The 25,071-nt window shown below is 61.3% G+C and carries 18 protein-coding genes; 11 read left to right on the top strand and 7 right to left on the bottom strand.

Translation table 11 applies throughout. From position 1 onward, the window contains the following. Positions 1 to 299 precede the first annotated feature (299 nt). On the bottom strand, positions 300 to 467 hold the full coding sequence (locus PQQ52_RS32750; protein WP_408220862.1) for a hypothetical protein: 168 nt from the start codon (positions 465 to 467) through the stop codon (positions 300 to 302). Between the two features lie 745 nt (positions 468 to 1,212). Continuing rightward, positions 1,213 to 2,196, bottom strand: coding sequence for a chemotaxis protein CheV (locus PQQ52_RS32745; protein WP_408220860.1), 984 nt, complete (start codon positions 2,194 to 2,196; stop codon positions 1,213 to 1,215). Positions 2,197 to 2,599: 403 nt separating this feature from the next. On the opposite strand from PQQ52_RS32745, the gene PQQ52_RS32740 reads away from it, so the two are divergent. Further along, positions 2,600 to 3,151 (top strand): DUF4142 domain-containing protein, encoded by a 552-nt coding sequence (locus tag PQQ52_RS32740; RefSeq protein WP_408220858.1) that lies wholly within the window; start codon positions 2,600 to 2,602, stop codon positions 3,149 to 3,151. A 63-nt stretch (positions 3,152 to 3,214) separates the two neighbouring features. Here PQQ52_RS32740 and PQQ52_RS32735 read toward each other — a convergent pair whose 3' ends face one another. Continuing rightward, positions 3,215 to 3,442: a hypothetical protein gene (locus PQQ52_RS32735; RefSeq protein WP_408220856.1), complete on the bottom strand. Its 228-nt coding sequence runs from the start codon at positions 3,440 to 3,442 to the stop codon at positions 3,215 to 3,217. An 18-nt stretch (positions 3,443 to 3,460) separates the two neighbouring features. Here PQQ52_RS32735 and PQQ52_RS32730 point away from each other — a divergent pair, with 18 nt between their 5' ends. Both PQQ52_RS32730 and PQQ52_RS32725 read left to right on the top strand, forming a co-directional pair. After that, a complete protein-coding gene (locus PQQ52_RS32730; protein WP_408220854.1) occupies positions 3,461 to 5,188 on the top strand; it encodes a tetratricopeptide repeat protein in 1,728 nt (575 codons plus the stop codon). 182 nt (positions 5,189 to 5,370) lie between these two features. Then, positions 5,371 to 6,396 (top strand): aldo/keto reductase, encoded by a 1,026-nt coding sequence (locus tag PQQ52_RS32725; RefSeq protein ID WP_408220852.1) that lies wholly within the window; start codon positions 5,371 to 5,373, stop codon positions 6,394 to 6,396. A gap of 53 nt (positions 6,397 to 6,449) precedes the next feature. On the opposite strand, the gene PQQ52_RS32720 is transcribed toward PQQ52_RS32725, so the two are convergent. The 3 genes from PQQ52_RS32720 to PQQ52_RS32710 all read right to left on the bottom strand — a co-directional run bounded on the left by PQQ52_RS32720 (position 6,450) and on the right by PQQ52_RS32710 (position 8,816). Further along, positions 6,450 to 7,010, bottom strand: a complete 561-nt coding sequence (locus PQQ52_RS32720; protein ID WP_408220850.1) for a cyclic nucleotide-binding domain-containing protein — start codon at positions 7,008 to 7,010, stop codon at positions 6,450 to 6,452. Between the two features lie 84 nt (positions 7,011 to 7,094). After that, positions 7,095 to 7,991 carry an SDR family oxidoreductase gene (locus PQQ52_RS32715; RefSeq protein ID WP_408220848.1) on the bottom strand — a complete coding sequence of 299 codons (897 nt, stop codon included), beginning with the start codon at positions 7,989 to 7,991 and terminating at the stop codon, positions 7,095 to 7,097. An 81-nt stretch (positions 7,992 to 8,072) separates the two neighbouring features. Further along, entirely contained in the window at positions 8,073 to 8,816 is a 744-nt protein-coding gene (locus PQQ52_RS32710) for an SDR family oxidoreductase (RefSeq protein WP_408220846.1), read from the bottom strand. A gap of 244 nt (positions 8,817 to 9,060) precedes the next feature. On the opposite strand from PQQ52_RS32710, the gene PQQ52_RS32705 reads away from it, so the two are divergent. The 3 genes from PQQ52_RS32705 (at position 9,061) to PQQ52_RS32695 (ending at position 11,207) form a co-directional block, all read left to right on the top strand. Continuing rightward, the gene (locus tag PQQ52_RS32705; protein WP_408220844.1) at positions 9,061 to 9,969 is read left to right on the top strand and encodes a LysR family transcriptional regulator; all 909 of its coding nucleotides are present in this window, start codon (positions 9,061 to 9,063) and stop codon (positions 9,967 to 9,969) included. Positions 9,970 to 10,210: 241 nt separating this feature from the next. After that, positions 10,211 to 10,516 (top strand): single-stranded DNA-binding protein, encoded by a 306-nt coding sequence (locus PQQ52_RS32700; RefSeq protein WP_408220842.1) that lies wholly within the window; start codon positions 10,211 to 10,213, stop codon positions 10,514 to 10,516. Between the two features lie 313 nt (positions 10,517 to 10,829). Beyond that, positions 10,830 to 11,207, top strand: a complete 378-nt coding sequence (locus PQQ52_RS32695) for a hypothetical protein (protein WP_408220840.1) — start codon at positions 10,830 to 10,832, stop codon at positions 11,205 to 11,207. Between the two features lie 390 nt (positions 11,208 to 11,597). On the opposite strand, the gene PQQ52_RS32690 is transcribed toward PQQ52_RS32695, so the two are convergent. Next, complete coding sequence (locus PQQ52_RS32690; protein WP_408220838.1) at positions 11,598 to 12,476, bottom strand: LysR family transcriptional regulator; 879 nt, start codon at positions 12,474 to 12,476, stop codon at positions 11,598 to 11,600. Between the two features lie 109 nt (positions 12,477 to 12,585). Here PQQ52_RS32690 and PQQ52_RS32685 point away from each other — a divergent pair, with 109 nt between their 5' ends. From PQQ52_RS32685 to uvrA, 5 genes are all read left to right on the top strand, one after another. Next, positions 12,586 to 14,352: an acyl-CoA dehydrogenase family protein gene (locus PQQ52_RS32685; RefSeq protein WP_408220836.1), complete on the top strand. Its 1,767-nt coding sequence runs from the start codon at positions 12,586 to 12,588 to the stop codon at positions 14,350 to 14,352. A gap of 29 nt (positions 14,353 to 14,381) precedes the next feature. Further along, positions 14,382 to 15,569: a CaiB/BaiF CoA transferase family protein gene (locus PQQ52_RS32680; RefSeq protein WP_408220870.1), complete on the top strand. Its 1,188-nt coding sequence runs from the start codon at positions 14,382 to 14,384 to the stop codon at positions 15,567 to 15,569. A gap of 76 nt (positions 15,570 to 15,645) precedes the next feature. Then, complete coding sequence (locus PQQ52_RS32675) at positions 15,646 to 16,971, top strand: MFS transporter (RefSeq protein WP_408220834.1); 1,326 nt, start codon at positions 15,646 to 15,648, stop codon at positions 16,969 to 16,971. Between the two features lie 70 nt (positions 16,972 to 17,041). After that, positions 17,042 to 18,550 carry a cysteate racemase gene (gene cuyB / locus PQQ52_RS32670; protein WP_408220832.1) on the top strand — a complete coding sequence of 503 codons (1,509 nt, stop codon included), beginning with the start codon at positions 17,042 to 17,044 and terminating at the stop codon, positions 18,548 to 18,550. 345 nt (positions 18,551 to 18,895) lie between these two features. Next, positions 18,896 to 24,781, top strand: coding sequence for an excinuclease ABC subunit UvrA (gene uvrA, locus PQQ52_RS32665; RefSeq protein WP_408220830.1), 5,886 nt, complete (start codon positions 18,896 to 18,898; stop codon positions 24,779 to 24,781). Positions 24,782 to 25,071: the final 290 nt, after the last annotated feature.

Raw genomic sequence — 25,071 nt, 5'->3', positions numbered from 1 at the left:
ACGGTAGTGGCGCATCTGGAATCCGTGCCCTCGCACCTTCGGCGTTAGTGACACAGAGCTCATCAGCTCCCACTCCGCACTACGTGCGTCGCGGATGGGTATGCACGGGAAACCCGAGGCTTCGTTTGAGCACGGTGGGGGCCATCGGCTTCGCCTCGGCGAAGCGCCCAGCTATCCAAAAACGAACTCCCCACGCATATCAAAGCGCAAAGTCGCTGACCGATAAACGCAGTTGCCATGACAGCGACAGTGGCACTAGCACTGGCAGCGGCAATGGGCACTGGCAGTCGCAGTCGCAATCACATCGGCATCGGCATCGGCCTCGGCACCGGCATCGGCATCGGCACCGGCACCGGCACCGGCACCGGCACCGGCACCGGCACCGGCACCGGCACCGGCACCGGCACTTGCACTTGCACTTGCACCGGCACTTGCAGTTGCAGTTGCAGTCGTAGTGCCAGTCGCACTGGCACTGGCACTGGCACTGGCACTGGCACTGGCACTGGCACTGGCACTGGGAGTGGGAGTGGGAGTGAGAGTGAGAGTGAGAGTGAGAGTGAGAGTGAGAGTGAGAGTGGCAATTGCGAGCCGTGATGCTGAGCGAAACGCGGGTACGAAAACGTAGTGGATGGTTCTATGAAGTGCGCTTCGGTGCGCGCAGCGCCGCCGGAAGTATGACGGCCTTGTCACTGGCGCTGAAGGTGCGAGGGCGCGGATTCCAGATGCACCACTACCCTCTCCGAGCCAGGGGACCCGCTTATGAGCTAGCGGTGTGAGCCGCTTTCTCTTGCTTACTTCTCTTTGCGGCGGCAAAGAGAAGTAAGTGCCTGCCCCGCACAGGGGCGACGCTAATAGACCAATAAGAAAACAAGGAAAGGCCAACACCGCAGGCAAACAGACAGTAAGTGCCCGCCCCGCACAGGCGGCGACGCTAATAGACCAATAAGAATTCAAGGAAAGGCCAACATCGCAGGCAAACAGACAGTAAGTGCCTGCCCCGCACAGGGGCGACGCTAATAAACCAATAACAAAACAAGGAAAGGCCAACGCCACAGGCACACAACAACAAGAGCCGCACAGGCAAAAAAAATCAAGAAAAGCCCAACGTCGCAGGCAACCATAAAAAAAGCGCCACGCAGGCAAACAAGTCAAAAAAAGCCAACCCCATAGGCAAACAGACAAAACAAAAGCGCCGCAGGCAAAACCCCCACTTCAAACACCAACTCCCTCCACCACCGGCACCGCCGCCAAAACATTCCGAATAACATCCGCCAACTCCGCGGCTGCAAACTTCGCCACATACCCATTCGCCCCGGCATTCTTCACATGCGCCTCATTAGCGGCGCCAGTCAAAGAAGAATGAATGATCACCGGAATATCCCGGGTCCGCTCGTCAGCCTTGATGTGCCGGGTCAACATGAACCCATCCATCTCCGGCATCTCGAGATCGGTCAATACCAGTGCGATACTGTCCTTCACCCGTGTGCCGGCAGCCTGCGCCTCCTGCGCGGCCTGCTGCAACGTATTCCACGCTTCCTCGCCTGTCTTGGTCATCACGTAGTCCGCACCGATCGCGCTCAACGCCTGCTCGATCAGCTTGCGTGCGAAACCGGAATCGTCAGCGGCAAGAATCTTCGCGCCACGGCGAATACCAAGCGCTTCGCCTACAGACGTCGGGTCGACACTCGGATGCTGTGACGGAAACACGTCGCGCAAGACCTGCTCCACATCGATCACCTGGGCGAGCCGCGAATCACCCGTGTTGCCGTCGATACGCGCAATGCTCGTCACCAGATTGCCTCCGGCCGCACCCTCGGCGGAGAGCACCTGATTCCATTCGAGCCGAACAATGTCGTCCACTTCCTCGACCGCAAAAGCCTGCGTCGAACGTGCGAATTCCGTCACGAGCAAGATGTTCAGCCCGCGCGTGGGCTCGCAACCCATCAGGCGCGGCAAATCGATCACGGGAATGATCTGCCCGCGAATGTCCACAGCGCCCATGACATACGGCGAGGAACCCGCAATCGGCGTCACCGGCGGCATCGTCGAGATTTCACGCACTTTGAAAACGTTGATGCCGTAAAGCTCATGCGCGTCGCTGCCGGGAACGGAACCCAGCCGATACAGCAACAACTCGAATTTGTTGGAACTCGTCAGGTTGCTGCGTTCGTTGTTCACGCGGTGATCTACTGCCATCGAAATTCTCCAGGGATTGCGGTGCGGTGGTGCGCCATGCATACCTTTCACTCGGCCCTGGCGCGTGCCCTACTTTTTTGTTATCGGCGCAACGGCAGAAAAGTTCAGTGAATTCAGGGGTTTTACCGATGTTTTCTGATGAGGCCCCGAGCCGCTATTTGGGGCAGGAAGAGAGCGGCGGGCCTACAGCAAAACGGCGTAATTTGTATGAAGGTTACCTAACGTTACAGAAGCGACAGCATGGTTTCACATGCTGGGTAACACGCCTCCTAGAATGCACAGCGATAAGAGCGCGGCGCCGTTAGCCAGTCGCAAGCGACTTGCAAGGTATCAACGCAATCGCATGCAGTGGCCAACGCGTACACGCATCGCTGTCGTTTCGCTTCCACCTCAAGGAGAACATATGATCCGCTTGCCTCTCGCCGCTATCACCAGTGCCTGCATGGCCAGCCTTATGGTCGTCGCTACCGCGGCCAGTGCTCAGACCGCACCGGCCGCGCCGGACGCCGCGCGTATTCATGCCGCCGACCAGGCTTTCATCGCCGACGCCACCAAGGACGTCGCCACGCAACGTGATGCAGCACGCATTGCCACCTCGCGCTCCAGCGACCGGGACGTGAAGGCTTTCGCCGAACGCGTGTCGAACGACAATGCAAAAATCTCGGACGCATTGCGCGCCGCGAGCCCGCGCGGCGTCGACGTGCCGAAGAACGATCCGGACGCCGCGGTGCTCGCGAGCATCAATAACCTGCGTGGTGTCGACTTCGACAAGACCTACATCGAGCAGGTCGCGCTCGCCGGCGAACAGAGAACGCTGTCGGCATTCCAGGCGGAAATCGCTTCGGGTCGCGACGAACAATTGAAGGACGTCGCGAAGAAGTCATTGCCGACCATCCAGGAGCATTACGCGATGGCTCAGGATCTCGCCAAGCGTAAGCATCTGAGCGCGCAGTAAGCCGTACACCGGACACAGTCCGGCACCCAACGCGCGTCACGTCGCGGCGTGACGCGCCGCCCATCAGGTGGCCTCAAAAGCGGCATCAAAAACCACCTCAAAAAACGCCTCCAGAACCACCTCCAGAACCAGCGGCAACCCTTTCGCTCGTGAACAATCAGGGCCACCCGCATACAGCAGGCCAAATGCGTTCTTTTCGGCGATAATCGGCTTCGTTCTTTCGGGACTGGCCTGCGCGGCGCGAGCGCGATGCAGCCAACTCGAAAGTGGCCCCTGATTCCAAAAGCGCATTCAATCAACGCTCACCGCATGAGCAAGCCCGCCAATCTCCCGCAACAGTTGGACCATATGCTTCGGCAAGCCGTCGCGCTTCAGCAGAACGGTGCAGTCGCCGAGGCCGAAGAACTCTATCGTGAGATTCTCGAACTCAAGCCACGCCATTTCGAGGCGCTGCAATTGTTGGGTTTGCTCGCGCTGCAGGCGGGTCGCATACAGGAGGGCATCGAGTTCCTCGGAAAGGCGCTCGCCATCAATGCCAAACAGGCGCCGCTTCATTCGAATCTCGCCTATGCGCTCAATGCCTTGCAACGTTTCGACGAAGCACTCGGAAGTGCCGATCGCGCGCTCGCCTTGCAACCCGGATTTCCGGACGCACTCAACAATCGCGGCAATGCGCAAGCCGGGCTGAATTTGCCGCGCGAAGCGCTCAGCAGCTTTGATCGCGCGATCGCATTGATGCCGGATTTCGCGCAAGCCTGGAACAATCGCGCCTGCGTGCTGCGCGATCTGGGCCGTCCCGCCGATGCGCTCGCCAGCTGCGATCACGCGCTCGCATTGCAGCCGAACTATCCCGACGCTTGGAGCAATCGCGGCAATGCGCTCAGCGATCTGAACCAGCCAACCGAAGCCCGGCAAAGCTATCAGCGCGCGCTGGAACTGGCCCCCGCGTTTGCCGATGCCTGGAACAATCTTGGCCTGACCCAGGTCGATCTCGGTGTGCAAGCGCAAGCGTTGCAGAGCTATGCGCACGCGCTGGCTGTCAATCCCGCCGTCGCCGAGACGCATTGGAACCGGTCGTTGTGCCTGCTGCAACTGGGGCAGCTGGAAGCCGGATGGAAAGAATACGAATGGCGCTGGGAACGCAGCCGGATCAAAGCAGGCAGGCGTGCTTTTGCGCAACCGCTTTGGCTGGGCGATTTTTCGATCGATGGGAAAACGATCCTGCTGCACGCAGAGCAAGGCCTCGGCGACACGCTGCAGTTTTGTCGTTATGCGGGAATGGTCTCGGCGCTCGGTGCAAAAGTCGTGCTGGAAGTGCCGCGTGAGTTGATGCGGCTCATGTCCACGCTCGACGGTGTGGATCAATTGATCGAAGCGGGGCAGGCACTCCCGCCGTTCGATTGTCACTGCCCATTGCTGAGTCTGCCGCTCGCGTTCAACACCGATCTCGCGAGTATTCCCGCCAGGGCGCCTTATCTGTTCGCCGACCCGCAAGCCACGCGTGAGTGGCACGAGCGCATCGCTGCACAAGCGGAAGGGCGCCTGAAAGTCGGACTCGTCTGGGCTGGCGGAAATCGACCGCATGTCGCCGAACTCCGCAAGAACGACGCGCGCCGTTCGATTACCTTCGAGCGGCTCGCACCGATTCTCGATGTGCCGAACGTGCAGTTCTTCAGCCTGCAAAAAGGACCGGCCGCGCTGCAATTGCCTCGCGATGACGCTGCCGTGAGCGTCGTCGACTACACGGAAGAACTCGACGACTTCGCCGACACGGCTGCTCTGGTAGCAAACCTCGATCTGGTGATTTCGGTGGACACGTCCACGGCGCATCTGGCCGGTGCGCTGAACAAACCGGTATGGATTCTGAACCGCTTCGACACGTGCTGGCGCTGGATGCTGGAACGTACCGATACGCCCTGGTACGCGCAAGCGACGTTGTTCCGGCAGCCGGCATTGGGCGATTGGGACAGCGTGATTCGAAGTGCACGCGACGCGCTGGCCGTGTTGAGCGCCAAGGGCAAACCGGCTGCGCACTGAAGAGAACGCCCTGGCTGCGTTAGCCGGGTAGGTCCGAGTTGCACGCCTCACTCCGTTGCCATGACGGCGCGCTTTGAGCGGCGCGACTTCTGCCTACGCAATGCGAGCCCCTCGGCACGTTTGCCCAGACGCGCGTAGACTGAATGTCCGTTTATCGACGGCTAGGCCACGGAGATTCATCAATGGAATACAGACATCTGGGTGCATCCGGTTTCAAGGTGCCGGTGCTGAGTTTCGGCACGGGAACATTCGGCGGCAAGGGGGAATTTTTCCAAGCGTGGGGCGCCACCGACGTAGCGGAAGCGCGTCGCCTGATCGACATCTGTTTCGATGCGGGCGTCACGATGTTCGACAGCGCGGACATCTATTCAAGCGGTGCTTCCGAGTCGGTGCTCGGGGAAGCGCTCAAGGGCAAGCGCGACAAGGCGATCATCTCGACCAAGGCGACTTTCCGCTTCGACGATGGTCCGAACAATGTCGGCTCGTCGCGCTTTCATCTGATTCAGGCGGTGGACGCGGCGCTCAAACGTCTGCAAACTGATTACATCGACCTGTTCCAGTTGCATGGTTTCGACGCGAAGACGCCGGTCGCCGAAGTCATGTCGACGCTCGACGATCTCGTGCGCGCGGGCAAGATCCGCTACACGGGCGTGTCGAATTTCTCGGGCTGGCATCTGATGAAATCGCAGGACACCGCGGATCGTTACGGCTATCCGCGCTATGTCGCGAATCAGACTTACTATTCGCTGATCGGCCGCGATTACGAGTGGGAATTGATGCCGCTCGGCGTCGATCAAGGCGTGGGTGCGGTGGTGTGGAGTCCGCTCGGCTGGGGGCGTCTCACTGGCAAGATCAAGCGCGGTCAGCCGTTACCGGAAACGAGCCGTTTGCATAAAACATCGGATATGGGGCCGCCGGTGCCGGATGAGTATTTGTTCCGCGTGCTCGATGCAATTGATGAGGTGGCTGCCGAAACCGGCAAGACCGTGCCGCAAATCGCACTGAACTGGCTGTTACAGCGGCCCACGGTGTCGACCGTGTTGATCGGTGCGCGCAACGAGGAGCAGTTGCGGCAGAACCTCGGCGCGGTAGGTTGGAATCTGACGCCCGAACAGGTCGCGAAACTCGACGCTGCCAGCGCCGTACGTCCCGCGTATCCGTACTGGCATCAGGAAGGATTTGTGGAGCGTAATCCGAAGGCGGTTTAGGCGCGCTTCTTTGGCGTTTGCACACAGAGTAACAACCCGCTCCGGCTCGACTGCTATTTGACGAGTTCGGCCGGAGCGGCGAACAGTTCGCTGTAATAGCGGCGCCCTGCGTCGAGATGTGGGCCGAATGCGAAACCCTGTTCGAGCATCGCGTCGAAGTCAGCGCGTTCGATCTTCATCACATAGCTATGTTCGGTCGTGACGAGGCTGCATGGTCGATCGGTCACCGCCGCGCTAAACCATTTCCCCGCACTCGCATGGGCCGCCGGATACGACTGTTGGCCGTATTCGATTTGCCAGCCGCCATCCAAAAGAATCCACATGCCTCGATCGCTCGCGGCGCCGTGCGCGTGGTCGTCGCATTGCGCGACCACGGTGCCGGGTTGCGCTTCCCATTCATGCGAATGGCCGATCACCCAACGCAGTTGTTCGGTCGTCAGGCTCGTGAAAAAGGGCGTGTGTTTCAACAGATGCAGATAAGTCACTGAGGGTTTCATGGTTGTACTCCGCGTGGCGACGGATGCTTCCGGCGACTGTGCCTGTTGTCGTGCATCGCACGCGGCGATCAGAAAGGACAGCAGCACCGCGCAGACGATCAGGATGGAAGATTTCATCAACGTGTGTGTTCAAGGCGATAAAGAAACTGTGGGACGCCGATGTCATCAATCGCCCTCGGCGCCGCTCACGGTCATGCTTGACTAACGCTTGACCTTCGCTTCGAGCAGATCGCCCATGCCGATCCGCCTGGCGAACTCGATGCGCACGCGCTCCAAAACTTCGAGCACTTCACGCGCGCCGTCATCCACGAAATCGATCACCGAACGCATCGGCCGCTCGCCCGAAGGCAACGCGACGATTCGCACGATTTCATCCGCGACGGCTTGCGGATCGGCGTCGTCCGGTGTGAGTTCGGACAGGCGCTCGCCGATCTGATCCATCACGCCGTCATAGCGTGCGTACGCGGCCGCGCGTTCCGCATCGGCTGCTTTGCCGGCGCTGGGAAAGTGTGCGGTGCCGCGAGTGAACGCGCCCGGCACCACAATCGAGGTTTCGATACCGAAGCGCGCGATTTCGTAGGCGAGGGTGACGGCCAAAGAATCCATCGCGGCCTTTGCCGCACCGTAAGGGCCGAGGAACGGAGGAAACCCGCCCTTGGTCGTCGTGCTGCTGATCCACAACATCAAACCGGTTTCCTGCTGGCGCAGATACGGCAGCACCGCGCGGTTCACACGCTGAGCGCCGAACAGATTGGTGTCGAACACCTTCACCATTTCTTCGGGCGTGAACGCTTCGCTCGGACCGACCACCAGATGCCCTGCGTTCTGCATCACCACATCAAGCCGTCCTTGCTCGCGGATGATTGTCGCGGCGGCGATATCGGCAGATGCTTGTGACAACACGTCGAGTTCGAGCGGATGCAACTGGATGTCCTTCGCTTTGGCAAGCGCGCGCATTTCGTCGGCGCGCGGCTTGTTGCGTCCTTCGATATCGCGCATCGTCGCGTAGACGATATGGCCGGCTTCGGCCAACGATTGCGCGCTGAGCTTGCCGATGCCTGTACCCGCGCCCGTAACCAGGATGACGTTCTTCTGCATTTTTCTTCTCCGATTCGTGAAAGTAACGCGATGTTTAAACGTGCTTTGAGAAAAGCTCTTTAAGCGTTTGCAAGCAGGGGGTTAAGCCACGCCGCCATTGGCGCGCAGGATCTGACCATTGACCCAGCCCGCATCCGGGCCGGCGAGAAACGACACCACCGAGGCGATGTCGTCCGGCTGGCCGAGGCGCTGCAGCGGCGGCATCTTCGCGAAGGTCTGGATCTGTTCTTCGGTCTTACCGTCGAGGAACAGAGAGGTCGCGATCGGTCCCGGCGCAACCGCGTTGACGGTGATGTTGCGGCCACGCAGTTCCTTGGCGAACACGTGCGTGAAGGCTTCGACGGCTGCCTTGGTGCCGTTGTAGATCGCGTAGCCCGGCATGTTCAGTGCCAGCGTCGTGCTCGAGAAGTTGACGATGCGTCCGCCGTCGTTCATCCGTGCGGCTGCCTCGCGCAGGGTGTTGAAGGTACCGCGCACGTTGATATCGAAGGTGTGGTCGTACAGCACGTCGCTGGCGTCGGCGAGCGGCACCGTCTTGAGTACGCCGGCGTTGTTGACCAGCACGTCCACTTTGCCGAGTTGCTGTTCGGTGGTCTCGAACATGCGACGCACGTCGTCGGCTTTCGAAACATCGGCCTTCACGGCGATGGCCCTGGCGCCCGCCGCCGTGAGTTCCGCGACGAGCGCGTCGGCTTCCGTCGAACTCGATGCGTAGTTGACGACGACAGCGAAGCCGTCCTTGGCGAGGCGTTGCGCAACCGCTGCGCCGATGCCACGGGATGCGCCAGTGACGATGGCGACTTGAGCGTTCTTGATCGTGTCCATGATTTGTTTCCTTCTGTGTGATGAGTGGGTGAAATGAATCATGGTCGCTTTCGTTACTGAGATAATCTGGTTAGACTTGCCATCATCATTCCATTTGCTTTAATAATTGACAGGCAGCAGGCAGCAGGCAGCAGGCAGCAGGCAGCAGGCAGCAGGCAGCAGGCAGCAGGCAGCAGGCAGCAGGCAGCAGGCAGCAGGCAGCAGGCAGCAGGCAGCAGGCGGGCAGACCACCAAGGCGTCAACCATGGATCGTTTCGAGGAAATGCGGGTATTTGTGCGGATCGCCGAGCGGCAAAGCTTCACACGCGCTTCGGACGACCTGCAGATTCCGCGCGCCACCGTGACCAACCTGATGAAACGCATGGAGAAGCGGCTCGGTGCGCGGCTTCTCGAGCGCACTACGCGCACCGTGCGGCTCACGCATGACGGCGAGGCGTATTACCGCCGCTGCGTGCGGCTGATAGCCGACATGGAGGAGGCGGAGGGTTCGTTTTTCAACATTGCGCCGAAGGGTTTATTGCGCGTGAATCTGCAGGGCACATTGGCCCGTCACTTTGTCGTGCCGGCGTTGCCGGCATTTCTAGCGCGGTTTCCGGACATCGAACTGACGATCGGCGAGGATGACCGGCTGGTCGATCTGGTGAGAGAGGGGATCGACTGCGTGTTGCGGGCGGGCAATCTGCAGGATTCGTCGATGGTGGGGCGGCGCGTTGCGCAGTTGCCGCAGGTGACGGTGGCAAGTCCGGCTTATCTGGCGGCGTATGGCGAGCCGGCCGATCCGGTGGCGTTGTCCACGCATCGAGCGGTCAATTATCTGTCCAGTGCGACCGGCAAGCCGGTGCCGCTCGAATTTACAATCGACGGCCGCGATACGGCGATGTATCTGCCGTCGGCGGTATCGGTGACCGGCGCCGATCTGTACACAGGCTCGGCGGTGGCCGGGCTCGGCATCGTGCAAGTGCCGCAATACCGTGTGGCGGGAGAGCTGGCGTCGGGGCGGCTGAAGATCATCCTCGCGGACTTCCCGCCGCCGCCGATGCCGGTTTCGGTGCTGTATCCGCAGAACCGCCAGTTGTCGTCGCGTGTGCGGGTGTTTGCGCAGTGGTTGCGCGATATTTTCGAGGCGGCTGGGGGGCAGACGGGTTCGCGGTGACCGTGCGAGTTCGGCGCAGGCCTGTGGCTCTCGGCATATGGCTCGCGTGCGATGGCCGCGGAACAATTACGGCAACCGCGGTTAGCGAGGAGTCTGGTGTGCGGTGAGGATAGGGGGATTGGCGCGTAATGCGCGAACGGTTCGTGCTTTCGTGCAAGCCGTGCTGTGTATCGTGGGATCATACGTGTCGTGCTGAGCGATATTGCCTTTTGCACGGTATGGATTAACAGGAGCAGGACCGATGATCGATGGACTGGTGGGCGGGCGCTTGTACGGCGAGGCGCAGATTCGCACGGGGCAGAATGGCAAGCGCTTTGTGACCTGCAAGGTACGAGCGGCCACCAATGACGGCGATACGATTTTCGTCAATGTGATTGCGTTTGATGATGAGGTGCAGACTGCGCTGCTTGCTTTGTCTGACGCGGATAGTGTCGCGCTGAGCGGCGCGTTGACGCCCAAGGTTTGGACCGACAAGAATGGGTTGATTAAGCCTGCTGTGGATATGGTTGCGCATAAGGTGCTTGTGGGGTATCGGGGGGAAGGGTAGGCGGTTTTTTTTTGCCTGCGCGGCGCTTGTTTTGTCTGTATGCCTACGGCGTTGGCCTTTGCTTTGATTTGTTTGCCCGCGCTGTTTGTTTCTGTATGCCTATGGCGTTGGCCTCTCCTTGATTTCTTATTGGTTTATTAGCGTCGCCCCTGTGCGGGGCAGGCACTTACTTCTCTTTGCCGGCCGCAAAGAGAAGTAAGCAAGAGAAAGCGGCTCACACCGCTAATTCTTAAGCGGGTCCCCCGCACAGCCACGGTAGTGGTGCATCTGGAATCCGTGCCCTCGCACATTCAGCCTTCGCGACAAGGCAGTCATGCTTCCCGCCTCGCACTACGTGCTCGTCGGAAGGGTTCATCATGCAAACCCATTGCTTCGTTTGGACATGGAGGGAGCCATCGGCTTCGCCTCGGCGATGCGCCCCCGCATTCAGAGGCGAACCCATCTTCAAATGAAATGTCGATGTGTCGCACTCGCACTCGCACTCGCACTCGCACTCGCACTCGCACTCGTAGTCACAGCACAGACACAGACACAGACACAGACACAGACAGAAGCAGAAGCAGAAGCAGAAGCAGAAGCAGAAGCAGAAGCAGAAGCAGAAGCAGAAGCAGAAGCAGAAGCAGAAGCAGAAGCAGAAGCAGAAGCAGAAGCAGAAGCAGAAGCAGAGACAATTGCAGTGACGATGGGATGAAGGGCCCTGGTACTGGGTAAAGCGTGGGTGCCAAAAGTAGTGCGTGGTTTTCGAAGTGTGCTTCGGCGCGCGCAGCGTCGCTGGAAGTATGACTGCCTTGTCACTGAGGCTGAATATGCGAGGGCACAGATTCCAGATGCACCACTACCGTAACTGCGAGGGGGACCCGCTTAAGAATTAGCGGTGTGAGCCGCTTTCTTTGCTTATCTTTCTTTGCGGCGGCAAAGAAAGTAAGTGCCGCCCCGCACAGGGGCAAACGCTAATAGACCACTCAGAAAGCAAGGAAAGGCCAAAGAAGTCAGATCAAGGAAAGCCCAAAGAAGCCAGATCAAGGAAAAGCCACCGCCACAGGCAAACAAACAAAAAAGCGCCGCGCAGGCAAAAACCCCCTCACGTCCCCCCCTCAAGATACTCAACAAACCGATCCGCGACAGGCTCCGCATCGCCAGCCCGCCGCAGAAGCAAAACCTGCGACAAAAGCGTCTCGCCCTGCAAGGGCAAAAAACAAACCCGTGGATCCTGCACCTGCCGCAACGTAAACGGCACCAACGCCACCCCCATCCCAAACCCGACCATCGTCACAACGGTCTGCCACAACCGCGCCTCATGGCGAATCAACGGACTAAACCCAGCCCCTACACACTGCGCAATGATCAGATCGTGATAATGCGGCGACACCGTGCGCGGAAACAGAATGAACGGTTCCTGCGCCAACGCACGCAAATCGACGCGACGCTTTTTCGCCAGCGGATGATCGACAGGCAGACAACACAAAAACGGCTCAGAAAAGATCGGCGTTGAAACCACATCCGACGGAAAATTGCCCCAATGTGCGCAACCCATGTCGATCTGCATCCGCTGGATCGCATGCACCTGTTCGCTGGTGTTCATCTCCTTCAAGACGATTTCCACGCCCGGGTAGTCAGCCTCGAAGCGGCTCACCGCCTGCGGCATGCCGCGGTACAACATCGAGTTCACAAAGCCGATCCGCAGGCGGCCAGCCAGCCCATGCGCCGATCGAACCGTGATGCGTTCGGCCTCATTAGCCTGCAGTAGCAAGCGGCGCGCTTCGCCAAGCAGCACCTGTCCGGCATTGGTCAACGCAACCGTCTTATTTGTGCGCGCGAGCAGTTGCACCCCCAACTGGTCCTCGAACTTGCGGATGTCGAAACTGAGTGCCGGCTGCGAAATGAACAGCCGCTTGGCCGCGCGGCCGAAATGCAGTTCCTCGGCGACCGCCACGAAATAGCGCAATTGTTTCAGGTCCACGGCAGTCTCCGGTTCTTTTATCGATAATCTACATCTATCGTACCGGATATAAGTTGTATTAGACGATTATCGAAGTCGCTTCTATGCTCCATCCACAAAGGAGACACGCATGAGCGAAATCACCGCGCAGCCGGCACACGGCTCGTCCAATATTCCCGACAGTCGGGGCATCAATTTCTTCAGCAGCGACCCCGATTTCGCCCGTTTGCTCAAACTGCATCTCGGCGACGCACTGTATCGGGAACTTGAAAACCAACTTGTTTCACTAGGCCAGCGGGCTTCCGCCGAACTCGACGTCTGGGCGCTGTCCGCCGACAGGAATCCGCCGCAATTGCGCCATCGCACGCGTCGCGGTGAAGCGCTGCAAAGCATCGACAAGCATCCCGATTACGTCGCGCTCGAACGCGTGGCCTACGCGGAATTGGGTCTGGCGTCGATGAGCCATGACACCGGCGAAGGTAAGAAAGCGCCGCCGCCGCTGGTGAAATACGCGTTGACTTTCCTGTTCGTGCAGGCGGAGTTCGGCCTGTGCTGTCCCGTGAGCATGACCGACTCACTCACGCGTACGCTGCGTAAATTCGGCGCGCCCGAACTGGTCGCGCGATTTCTGCCGATGCTGGCGTCGCGTGATTTCGACACGCTTTTTCAGGGCGCGATGTTCATGACTGAACAGGCGGCCGGCTCGGATGTTGCGCGTATCGCGACGCGCGCAGCGCTCGAAACTGGCGTGAACGGTGAAGAGGCATGGCGTCTGTACGGCGACAAATGGTTCTGCTCGAACGCCGACGCCGATCTCGCGATGGTGCTCGCGCACGTGGACAATGCGCCAGCCGGTATCAACGGACTTGGACTGTTTCTGCTGCCGAAGACCTTGCCGGACGGCTCGCGCAACAGCTATCGAATCGTGCGTCTGAAGGACAAGCTCGGCAGCCGTTCGATGGCGAGCGGCGAGATCGTGCTGGAAGGCGCTGTAGCGTATCTGATCGGCGAAGTGGGGCGCGGCTTTCACCAGATGGCCGACATGATCAACATGTCGCGTCTGTCGAACGGCGTGCGTGCGGCCGGCTTGATGCGCCGCGCGTTGACCGAGGCGCTGCACATCGCGCGCAATCGTGAAGCGTTCGGTCGCAAGCTGATCGATATGCCGCTGATGCAGCGGCAATTGCTCAAGATGATGCTGCCCGCAGAGCAGGCTCGCTCGATGTTCATGCAGATCGCCTTGCTGCTCGAAAGGGCCGACGCCGGCGACCAGCAGGCGGCGAAATGCGTGCGCATCCTCACACCGCTGATCAAATTCCGTGCTTGCCGCGATGCCCGCCGTGTGACCGGCGACGCGATGGAAGTACGTGGTGGCACCGGCTACATCGAAGAGTGGAGCGATGCGCGTCTCGTGCGCGACGCGCATCTCGGGTCGATCTGGGAAGGCACCAGTAACATCGTCGCGCTCGACATCGCGCGCGCGGCGAAACGGGACGGCGCGCTCGAACCGCTGCGCACGTATCTGCAGGATCTGCTCGGCGCGGCCGGTTTGCCCGCCGGGAGTCTGAAGGTGCTGCGTTCGACCTTGACGCGCGCTTGCGATGCGCTCGCGAGCGTTGCCGAGTCCGGCCGCGATGAATCGGTCCGCCAGGCGGGCACGGCGCTGTATCACGCGAGCACGGCCGTACTCATGGCCTGCGAAGGCGTGCGCCTCGCGCCGGATTTTCGGCGTCTCGCGCTGAGTCATCTGGTGTTGCGGCACAAGCTGTTGCCGTTCGATCCGCTCGACATGCAGACGTCCCCCGATGACAGCGACGTCATCGATGCGCTGATCAATGCCCGCAGTGTGACGCTCGACCAGGCATTGCAACTGCTGCCGTCAGGGAGCAAGCAATGACCGAATACGTGAGCAACGGCACACAGAGCATGCAAAGCGCGCAAGGCGCGTTGCAAGGCATCAAGGTCATCGACCTCAGTCGCGTACTCGGCGGCCCTTACTGCACTCAGGCGCTGGCCGATCACGGCGCCCAGGTCATCAAACTGGAGCCTCCCGGCGGTGACGAGACGCGTGGCTGGGGGCCGCCGTTTTACGGTGACACTGCGTGGTACTTCGCCGGCGTGAATCGCAACAAGCAGGGCATTGCGGTCGATCTGTCGCGTGACGAAGGCCGTGACATTCTGTGGAAGCTGCTCGAAGACGCCGACGTGCTGGTCGAAAACTTCAAGCCCGGCACGCTCGCGCGCTGGGGCATGGATTACGAGCGCGATTTGCGCGAGCGTTTCCCGAAGCTGATCCACTGCGCGGTATCGGGTTTCGGTCCCGATGGCCCACTCGGTGGTCTGCCCGGTTACGACGCCGCGATTCAGGCGATGACCGGCTTGATGAGCGTGAACGGCGAACGCGACGGGCCGGCGACGCGCGTTGGTTTGCCGGTCGTCGATATGGTGACTGGTTTGAATGCGCTGGCCGGCATTCTGCTGGCGCTCGCCGACCGCACGAAAAGCGGGCGTGGCCAATCGATCGATATCGCACTGTACGACTGCGGCGTGTCGCTTCTGCATCCGCATCTGCCGAACTATTTCGGCTCGGGACGTACGCCGCAGCGCAGTGGCAATGCGCATCCGAACATCACGCCTTACGACAGCTATCGCACCGCGACCGCACCGATCTTTCTCGCCGTCGGCAACGACCGTCAGTTCGCGCGACTGTGCGCGCATCTCGGCGCGCCAGAACTGGCGGACGATCCGCGGTACGTGGATAACCGCAGCCGCTGCGCGCATCGCGAGCCGCTAAAGGCCGCGCTCGAGAGCTTGCTCGCGTCGCACGATTGCGAACCGCTCGCGCACGCATTAATCAATGCAGGCGTGCCGTGCGGGCCGGTGCAAACCGTCGACGTCGTCGCGCGCCATCCGCACACGCTGCATCGCGGCATGGTGATCGAGATGGGTAAGTATCGCGGCACCGCTTCGCCGATCAAATTGTCGCGCACGCCGGCCACGTATCGCAATGCGCCGCCGACGCTTGGCGGCGACACACGCAATGTACTCGACGCACTGGGTATCGACGCTGCAACCCAGCACCGTTTGCTCGAAGCGGGCGTACTCAAAGCCTAGGTACAAGCAGGCAGTTTTCCGGTGACGGCACGAAGAAGCCGCGCCATCCAGAAGAACGACCTTGGAGACGAAAGACATGAATCGCGAGCCAGACGACCACGCCGCAGGCCGGCAACCCACCCGCGCCGCAGCAGCGGCATTTGTCGGGACTACGATTGAGTGGTACGACTTTTACATCTACGCCACCGCATCCGCGCTGATTTTCGGCAAGCTGTTCTTTCCCGGTAGCGACCCGTTCTTCGCGACGCTGGCTTCGTTCGGCACCTTCGCCGTGGGCTTTTTCGCACGGCCGTTCGGCGGTCTCGTGTTCGGCCACCTCGGCGACCGCATCGGCCGCAAGAAGGCGCTCGTGGCGACGCTGGCGATCATGGGTGTCGGCACGGTCGGCATCGGTTTCCTGCCGACCTATGCGAACGCCGGCGTATGGGCGCCTGTGTTGCTGGTGCTGCTGCGCGTCGCGCAGGGCATCGCGATCGGTGGCGAGTGGGGCGGCGCGGTGCTGATGGCAAGCGAACATGCGCCGCAGGGGCGGCGTACGTTCTTCGCGTCATTTGCGCAACTCGGCAGTCCGGCGGGCTTGATCCTCTCGCTGCTCGCGTTTCGCGCGGTGGCATCGATGGATAAGGACGCGTTTTTTAGCTGGGGCTGGCGCCTCCCGTTTCTTGCCAGCGCGGTGCTGCTGGTGGTCGGTCTGCTGATCCGCGCGGGTGTCGACGAATCGCCTGAATTCAAGGCGCTCAAAGCGGAACGGCAAGTCGCGGCGTTGCCCGTCGCCGAGGTGGTGCGCGACGCGTGGCGCACGGTGTTGCTGTGTCTGGGTGCGAACGTAATCGGTGTGGCCGGAGCGTGGTTCGTCAATACGTTCATGCTCAATTACACGACGCAGACGCTTGGGCTCGATCGTTCGCTGATTCTCGATTGTCTGTTCGTGGTGGCGTTTATTCAATTGTTCACGCAACTGGGTTCCGGGTGGTTCGCGCAGCGAATCGGTACTGGAAGGTTTTTGAAGGGCGCGGCGGCGTTGGCGATGCTTTCGCCCTATCCGATGTTCGCGCTGGTATCGACCGGGAGACCGGTAGCGATCGTGGTCGGCATCGCGCTGGCGGTGATGTGCATGTCGAGCTCCTATGCTGTGATGGCCGGGTTTATGTCGACCGCATTCCCGGTGCGCGTCCGGTATTCGGCTATTTCTTTGTCTTACCAGGTGTGTGCCGCGCTGGCTGGCGGGCTGACGCCTTTGATTGGGACGTTGCTCGCGCATCGGTATCCGGGTGCATGGTGGCCCCTGGCTGTGTTTTATAGTTTCCTGGCCGGGGTCTCGCTGCTTTGTATCGGCACGTTGGAGCGCCGTAAGCAAACATTTAGTAAGGACCCAGCCAGGCATAAACCCGCTATTTCGTGATTAACGACATCCAGAAGCCCCCAAAGCGTCCTAATATCAAGGCGAAATAAAAACGACGGGGGAAGCCACTATGTATCGTCATCGTTCGCTGGGTGTTGTGACAGGCGCGTCGCCACTCGCCGGCGTCGACGTGTTGAGCCGGATGAGTGCGGCCTGGCGCCGGCCCGGCGCGGCAAAGCCATTCGATTTCGTCCTCGAGCAGCAATCGTGGACGGGATCGGCTTTGCTAAGCGTCGCGAGCGTGCCATTCAAGATCCACGTGTTCGACGCGATTCGCGCTTTCGAGAAACGCGGTGTCGACGCGATCGTCTTGCCGTGCTTTCTCAGTCACACCTTCATCGACGAACTTTCAGCGAACGTGGCGCTGCCGATCGCCAACATCATGACCGCACTCTCGGTGCACGTGCGGCAGGCCTTCCCGTCGGTCCGCCGCATCGGCGTGCTGACGTCCGACACGATCCGCCGTAACGGTCTCTTCGAACGCTACTTCGACAGCGCGCAGTTCGACGTGCTGCATCCGCGTAACGAACAGGGCATCGATTGCGTAACGAGCGCCGTATATGGCGACGAAGGCATCAAAAACGGCCATCTGCACGGCCGGCCAGTCGAGTTGCTGCGCGCGGCGTGCGCGGACCTCATTGCACAAGGCGCGGAGATCATCCTGCCCGGGCTCGCCGAAATCTCCCTGGTGTCGCGCGCGCTCGGCGCACTGGAAGTGCCGTTCATCGATACCAATCTGGTCTACGCGCGCTACGTGGCGGCAGCGCAATATTCGCAGCCGGAGCGGCGTTTCAAGGTCGGCGTGCTGGGTGGTGTCGGCCCGGCGGCGACTGTCGATTTCATGGCGAAACTGGTGCGCAACACACCGGCCGCGCGCGATCAGGACCACATCAAGCTGATGGTCGAACAGAATCCGCAGATTCCGGATCGCACTGAAGCGCTGCTCGGCAACGGCGACGATCCGACACTCGCGCTCTATGCGGCCTGTAAAGCGCTCGAAGAGGGCGGCGCCGATCTCATCGCGATTCCGTGCAATACGGCGCATGCGTTCGTTGAACGGATTCAGCCTTCGTTGACGATTCCGATCGTCAATATGCTGACATGCACTGCCGATTATCTTCGCGAGGCCTTTCCGAGCCTGCGTGAAGTCGGCGTGCTGGCCACGTCGGGCACGCTTGCGAGCCGGGTCTACGAGAAAGCGCTCGATGCATGCGGCTTTGTACAGATCGCCCCGGTCGCGGCTGCCCAGGCCCGGCTCATGAACGCAATTTATGGACCGTGCGGCGCCAAGGCCGGCTACCGGTCAGGCGAGTGTTGCGACGACGTTACCGCAGCGGTGGATGACCTGGTCGCGCAAGGTGTGCAGGTCATCGTGCTGGGCTGCACCGAGTTGCCGCTGCTGCTGCACGGCTCGACGCTGGTCCGGCCAGGCGAGCGGACGGTGCGGTTTGTCGACCCGGCCGAGGTCTTGGCAAAATGCTGCGTGGCTTACGCGCTGGGCGAAAGCGGAGCGACCCAGCCCGCTTCGGAATCGGTGCCGATGGCGGGCCGGCTCAGCGTGGAAAGCGTTTACGGCTAGACCCGGCTAGCCCCGGCTGAATCCGGCTTCCGGCGTGGCGCTACGCTGGAAGCCCTTGCAATTCCCACCCTGCGCCGCCACTTCCTGAACGCTGAACGGTCCCTTCTGAAGCGGCACAACGCTTGCTCACCGGCTGATCGGGGCACGTTCAGCATCTCCGTTCATGGCCCAAAGCGCTGCGACAGCGCAACCGTGCCGTGGCATGGAAAACTGTATAAATATACAGTATAGTATCCCCTTATAACCCGGCTTCTGGCGTGTCATTCCGCTGGCCGGGTGTCCCGAACTTGCGCGGTCGCGAGGCGTCCGTGAGAGGTGCTCTACTCATTCAGACGGTCGGAAAAATTGGCATCTAACGGAATTATCCGCATTCGCGGCGCGCGCCAGCACAACCTGAAGAACATCGATCTCGACGTACGAACCGGCGAAATGACGGTCGTTACCGGCCCATCCGGTTCCGGCAAATCGAGCCTTGTGTTCGACACGCTATACGCGGAAGGGCAGCGGCGCTACGTTGAAACCTTCAGCGCCTACGCCCGGCAGTTTCTCGACCGCATGGACCGGCCGCAAGTCGACCGGGTCGACGGCGTGCCGCCTGCCATCGCGATCGACCAGACCAACCCGGTGCGCAGTTCGCGCTCCACCGTCGGCACCATGACGGAACTCAACGATCACCTGAAGCTGCTCTACGCGCGCGCGGCTGAACTCTTCGATCGCAAGACCGCGCAGCAGGTGCGTCACGACACGCCAGAGACGATTTACGCCGAGCTTCTCCAGCGCACAGCGGAACACGATCCGCGGCTGGTCGTTACGTTTCCGGTCGAGTTGCCGGACACGGCGTCGGAGCAGGAAGTCGAGCAATGGCTCTCCGCGAGCGGTTACACGCGTGTGCAGGCGCAGCGCGAAGTCGATTCGCCCACCGGCAAGCGCAAGCTGCTCGACGTGGTGGCCGACCGCTTCCGCTTGACCTCGGTCGACAAGCAACGCGTGGTCGAAGCCATCGAGGCCTCGCTCAAGCGCGGCGGCGGCCGGGTCAACATCTACGTGCTGCCTGCCGCGGCAGAGGCACCGGAGGCCAAAGAAGCCGAGCCGCAAATCTGGCGTTTTTCCACCGGCCTGCACAGCCCCGAGAGCGACTTGCGTTACGCCGATCCGCAGCCGGCGCTGTTCTCGTTCAATTCGGCTTACGGCGCATGCGAAGTCTGCCGCGGTTTCGGCCGCGTGATCGGTGTCGACCTCGGCCTGGTCATTCCCGACGCGCGCAAGACGCTGCGCGACGGCGCGATCAAGCCGATGCAGACACCGGCCTGGAAAGAGTGCCAGGACGACCTGATGCGCTATGCGGCGAAAGCCGATATCCGCCGCGGCACGCCCTGGGGCGAGTTGACGGATGCCGAGCGCGACTGGGTTATCAACGGTTCGCCGGATTGGAACGGCAAGTGGCAAAGTCATTGGTACGGCGTGAAACGCTTCTTCGAATATCTCGAATCGAAAGCGTACAAGATGCACATCCGCGTGCTGCTGTCGAAGTACCGCAGCTATACACCGTGCGAGACCTGTGGCGGCGCGCGTCTGAAAACGGAATCGCTATTGTGGCGCCTCGGCAGCAAACAGAATGCGGACGAGGGGCTGGCACCCGAAAAGCGCTTCATGCCGCGCGGCGTCGACTGGACGCGTGCACAACTGGCGTCTTTGCCGGGTCTCACCGTGCACGATCTGATGTTGATGCCGATCGAGCGCATCCGGCGTTTCTTCGACGAGATTAGTCTGCCGAGCGCATTGCTGGACGATGCACTCAAGCTGCTGCTTGCCGAAGTACGTACGCGCCTCAAATATCTCTGCGACGTCGGGCTCGGCTATCTGACGCTCGACCGGCAAAGCCGTACGCTGTCGGGCGGCGAGGTGCAGCGGATCAACCTGACCACGGCGCTCGGCACGTCGCTCACCAAAACGCTGTTCGTGCTCGACGAGCCGAGCATCGGCCTGCATCCGCGCGATCTGAACCGGATCGTCGAGGCGATGCATCGGCTGCGCGACGCGGGCAATACGCTGGTGGTGGTCGAACACGACCCCTCGGTGATGCTCGCTGCAGATCGTCTGATCGACATGGGCCCAGGGCCAGGTGAACGCGGCGGCTCGATCATTTACGACGGCGTTCCGGAGGCGATCCGCTCGTCCGGCACGCTGACCGGTGAGTACCTGGGTGGTCGCCGGCATGTGGCGGACGCGGCGCACTGGTCACAACGTCCAGTGAACGACAGTACGCCGCGCATCGTGCTTGAAGGCGCGACCGAACATAATCTGCGCGACGTCACCGTCGAGATTCCGCTGGAGCGGCTCGTCTGCGTGACAGGCGTGTCGGGCTCCGGCAAGTCCACCTTGTTGCAGGACGTTTTGTATCCGGCCATGGCCCGGCACTTTGGTCTCGCCACCGAATCGCCCGGTGCATTCAGGAGCCTGACGGGCGCCGACCAGGTCACGGATGTCGTATTCGTCGACCAGTCGCCGATCGGCAAGACCGCGCGCTCGAATCCGGCCAGCTATGTCGGCGCATTCGATGAAATCCGCAAGCTCTTCGCCAAGGCACCGCTCGCGCAGCAACGCGGCTACGGACCCGGCATGTTCAGTTTCAACTCCGGCGACGGGCGCTGCCCGACCTGCGGCGGTTCGGGATTCGAGCACATCGAAATGCAGTTCCTGAGCGACGTCTACCTGCGCTGCCCGGATTGCGATGGGCGCCGTTATCGCGCGGAACTGCTTGAAGTGAAAATCGAGCGCGGTGAGCCCGCGCGTGCTTTGAGCATTGCCGACGTGCTGGAATTGACGGTGAGCGAAGCCACTGCCTACTTCTCGAAGGATGCCGAAGTATTACGTGTGCTGCGGCCGATCGTCGACGTGGGTCTCGAATACGTGAAGCTCGGCCAGCCGGTGCCCACGCTATCCGGCGGCGAAGCACAGCGGCTCAAGCTTGCTGGCTTCCTCGCGGAATCGGCGCAGGCGCGCACCGCGCGCAGCACAAAGCAGGCGGTCGCCAAGCGCCTGTTCATGTTCGACGAGCCGACCACCGGCCTGCATTTCGACGACATTGCCAAGCTGATGCAGGCATTCGGCAAGCTGCTGGCGGGCGGACATTCGCTGATCGTGATCGAACACAATCTCGACGTGATCCGTGCGGCCGACTGGCTGATCGACCTCGGTCCTGAAGGTGGCGATGGCGGCGGCAGGGTGCTCTGCGCGGGCACGCCGGAAGACGTCAAGCTGTGCCCGGAATCGCACACCGGCGTGGCGTTGCTGCAATACGACCGCGCCATGAACGCGGCGGCCGGACCGGCGTCGCAGGGTATTCCGTTACAAAAGGCGCTGAGCGCGGCGCGTGCGCGGCGGGCAATCGAAGGTGAGGACGTGGTGCGCATCGTCAATGCGCGCGAGCACAATCTGAAAGCATTGGATGTGGATATTCCGCACGGCAAGTTCAACGTGATTACCGGCGTGTCCGGTTCGGGCAAATCCACGCTGGCCTTTGACATTCTGTTCCACGAAGGGCAGCGCCGTTACCTCGAATCGCTAAACGCGTACGCGCGTTCCATTGTGCAGCCGGCAGGGCGGCCCGAGGTCGACGCGGTATATGGCATTCCGCCCACCGTCGCGATCGAGCAGCGTTTGTCGCGCGGTGGCCGCAAGAGTACCGTGGCGACCACATCCGAGGTGTGGCACTTCCTGCGTCTGCTGTATGTGAAGCTCGGTCTGCAACATTGCCTCCACGACGGCACGCCGGTCACCTCGCAAAGCATCGAATCGATTGCAGCGCAATTGCTGCGCGATCACAAAGGGCAGCACGTTGGCTTCCTCGCGCCGCTGGTCGTGAACCGCAAGGGCGTCTATACCGATCTCGCGAAGTGGGCGAAGGCGCGTGGCAATACGCATCTGCGTGTGGACGGCGAGTTCGTGCCGGTGGACCCGTGGCCGAAGCTCGATCGGTTCCGCGAGCACACCATTGAGTTGCCGGTGACCGACCTCGTCGTGTCGCCGGACAACGAAGCGGAACTGCGCCGGGCGCTCGACCAGACGCTGGAAATCGGCAAGGGCGTCATGCATCTGCTGGCGCCGCTCGACGGTTTGCATGACGCGATCAGCGGCGGCCGTCCCACGGCAAAACTCGGTACGGTGAAGGTGCTGTCCACCAAACGTGCCTGTCCGGTATGCGGCACGAGCTATCCCGAACTCGACCCGCGCATGTTCTCGTACAACAGCAAGCATGGTTGGTGTACGACATGCGTCGGCACGGGTCTCGCATTGACGCGCGAACAACGCGCGGCGTACGACGATACGGTGATCGTCGACGACAATCGCGGCCGCGAACAGAGCTTGCCTTCCGAGGAGCAGGAACCGGAAGGTCTCGTCGACGAACCGTGCGCGGATTGCGCCGGTACGCGTTTGAATCCAACCGCGCGCGCAGTCACGTTCGGCCAGCAGGCGATTGTCGACGTCGCGCAATGGACGGTGTCCGACACGCGCGCCTGGATCGACACGTTGGAGATGACCGGGCGAGACGCAGAAATCGCACGCGACGTGGTTAGCGAAATCGGCAGCCGCCTGCAATTTCTGGAAGAAGTCGGGCTCGGTTATCTGAGTCTTGATCGCGCGGCGCCGAGCCTGTCGGGCGGCGAAGCGCAGCGTATCCGGCTCGCCGCGCAACTGGGCAGCAACCTGCAAGGCGTGTGCTACGTGCTCGACGAGCCAACCATCGGTCTGCATCCGCGCGATAACCAGATTCTGCTCAACGCCTTGCGCAAGCTGGGTGAAAAGGGCAATACGCTGGTGGTGGTCGAGCACGACGAGGACACGATTCGGCGTGCTGATCACATCATCGATATCGGACCAGGCGCGGGCAAGCGTGGCGGCACGCTGGTCGCGCAGGGCACGGTAGCCGATCTGTCGGCGCAGCCCGATTCGCTGACCGGGCAGTTTCTCGCTCATCCGATCGTGCACCCGTTACAGCCGCGCCGCGAGGTCGTTGCGCCGACCAAACGTGCCGCTGCGGTGCCGGAGAACTGGCTAACGGTGCATGGCGGCAAACTGCACAACCTGCAGAACGTCACCGTCGGCATTCCGCTTTCACGGCTGGTGGCGGTGACAGGCGTGAGCGGTTCGGGCAAATCAACGCTCGCCCGCGATGTGCTGATGGCCAATTTGCTGGATGCGGTGGGGCGCTCGGTGCTGTCGTCGCCGGCTACGCGGCGTGCGCGCGCAGCGGCAGAAACCCAGCCGGCGGCGAACCGGCGTTCGAGCGTACTGGCGCGTACGGCGCCGCGTGCGCCGCTGAACGTCACGCATGCATGGCAAGGGTGCGATGCGATCACAGGCTGGGAAACCATCGACCGTGTGCTCGAAGTCGATCAGACACCAATCGGCAAAACACCGCGGTCGTGCCCAGCAACCTACATCGGCGTGTGGGACGCGATCCGCAAACTGTTCGCCGGCACGCTCGAAGCGCGTGCGCGCGGCTACACGGCGTCGCGTTTTTCGTTCAACACCGGCGAGGGCCGTTGCCCGGCTTGTGAAGGGCAGGGCGTGCGGACCATCGGCATGAGCTTCTTGCCCGATGTGAAGGTGCCGTGTGACGTTTGCCACGGGCAACGCTTCAACCCTGAGACCTTGGCGGTCACGTGGCGCGGCAAGAATATCGGCGACGTGCTGACCATGGAAATCGACGAGGCCGTCGAGTTCTTCGCGCCGATCTCGAACATCGCGCATCCACTGCAGTTAATGAAAGATGTCGGGCTCGGTTATCTGACGCTTGGGCAACCGTCGCCTACGTTGTCGGGGGGCGAAGCGCAGCGTATCAAGCTTGTCACCGAGCTGAGCAAGGTGCGTGACGACATCACGCGGCGTGGTCAGAAGCCCCCGCATACGTTGTATGTGCTGGACGAACCGACTGTCGGCCTGCATATGGCAGACGTCGCGAAGCTGATTCGCGTGCTGCATCGTCTCGCGGACGGCGGTCATAGCGTAGTCGTCATCGAGCACGATCTCGACGTGATTGCCGAAGCGGACTGGATCATCGATCTCGGTCCTGAAGGCGGTGTGGGTGGCGGCACAATCGTCGCTGCTACGGATCCCGAAGGACTGGTCCGCGTCGCCGCCAGCCACACAGGTGCGGCGTTGCGTTCCGTGCTCGCGCGAACACAGAACGACACGGCGGTGGTCGCGGGCGAAGGAACCAACGGTTGAGGCTGTGGAGCGGCGCAACGAGCTTCGCGCCGCTCCACGCTGGTCACTCAGTCTGATGATTCGTACGCGCCCAGATTACTCACATCCAACGTCCGCTTGAATGCCATGAACGTGTTGTCGAGGTGCCCGGCATGTCGAAGCCGGCCATTATCGGTTTCGTTGGCTATATGTAATTATTTAGTATGATTTTGTAATAATCAGAATGACGTAATTGAAATGCGTATTTAGAGTGTCGTAAATACCGCTAAAAAGAGTTTCAAACACCGTTTTCCTTCTGCTATCTTCTCGCC

Origin of the sequence: Paraburkholderia sediminicola, assembly GCF_046030555.1 — a bacterium.
GTDB lineage: Bacteria > Pseudomonadota > Gammaproteobacteria > Burkholderiales > Burkholderiaceae > Paraburkholderia > Paraburkholderia sediminicola_E.
This window is presented reverse-complemented; position numbering and strand designations above follow the sequence as displayed.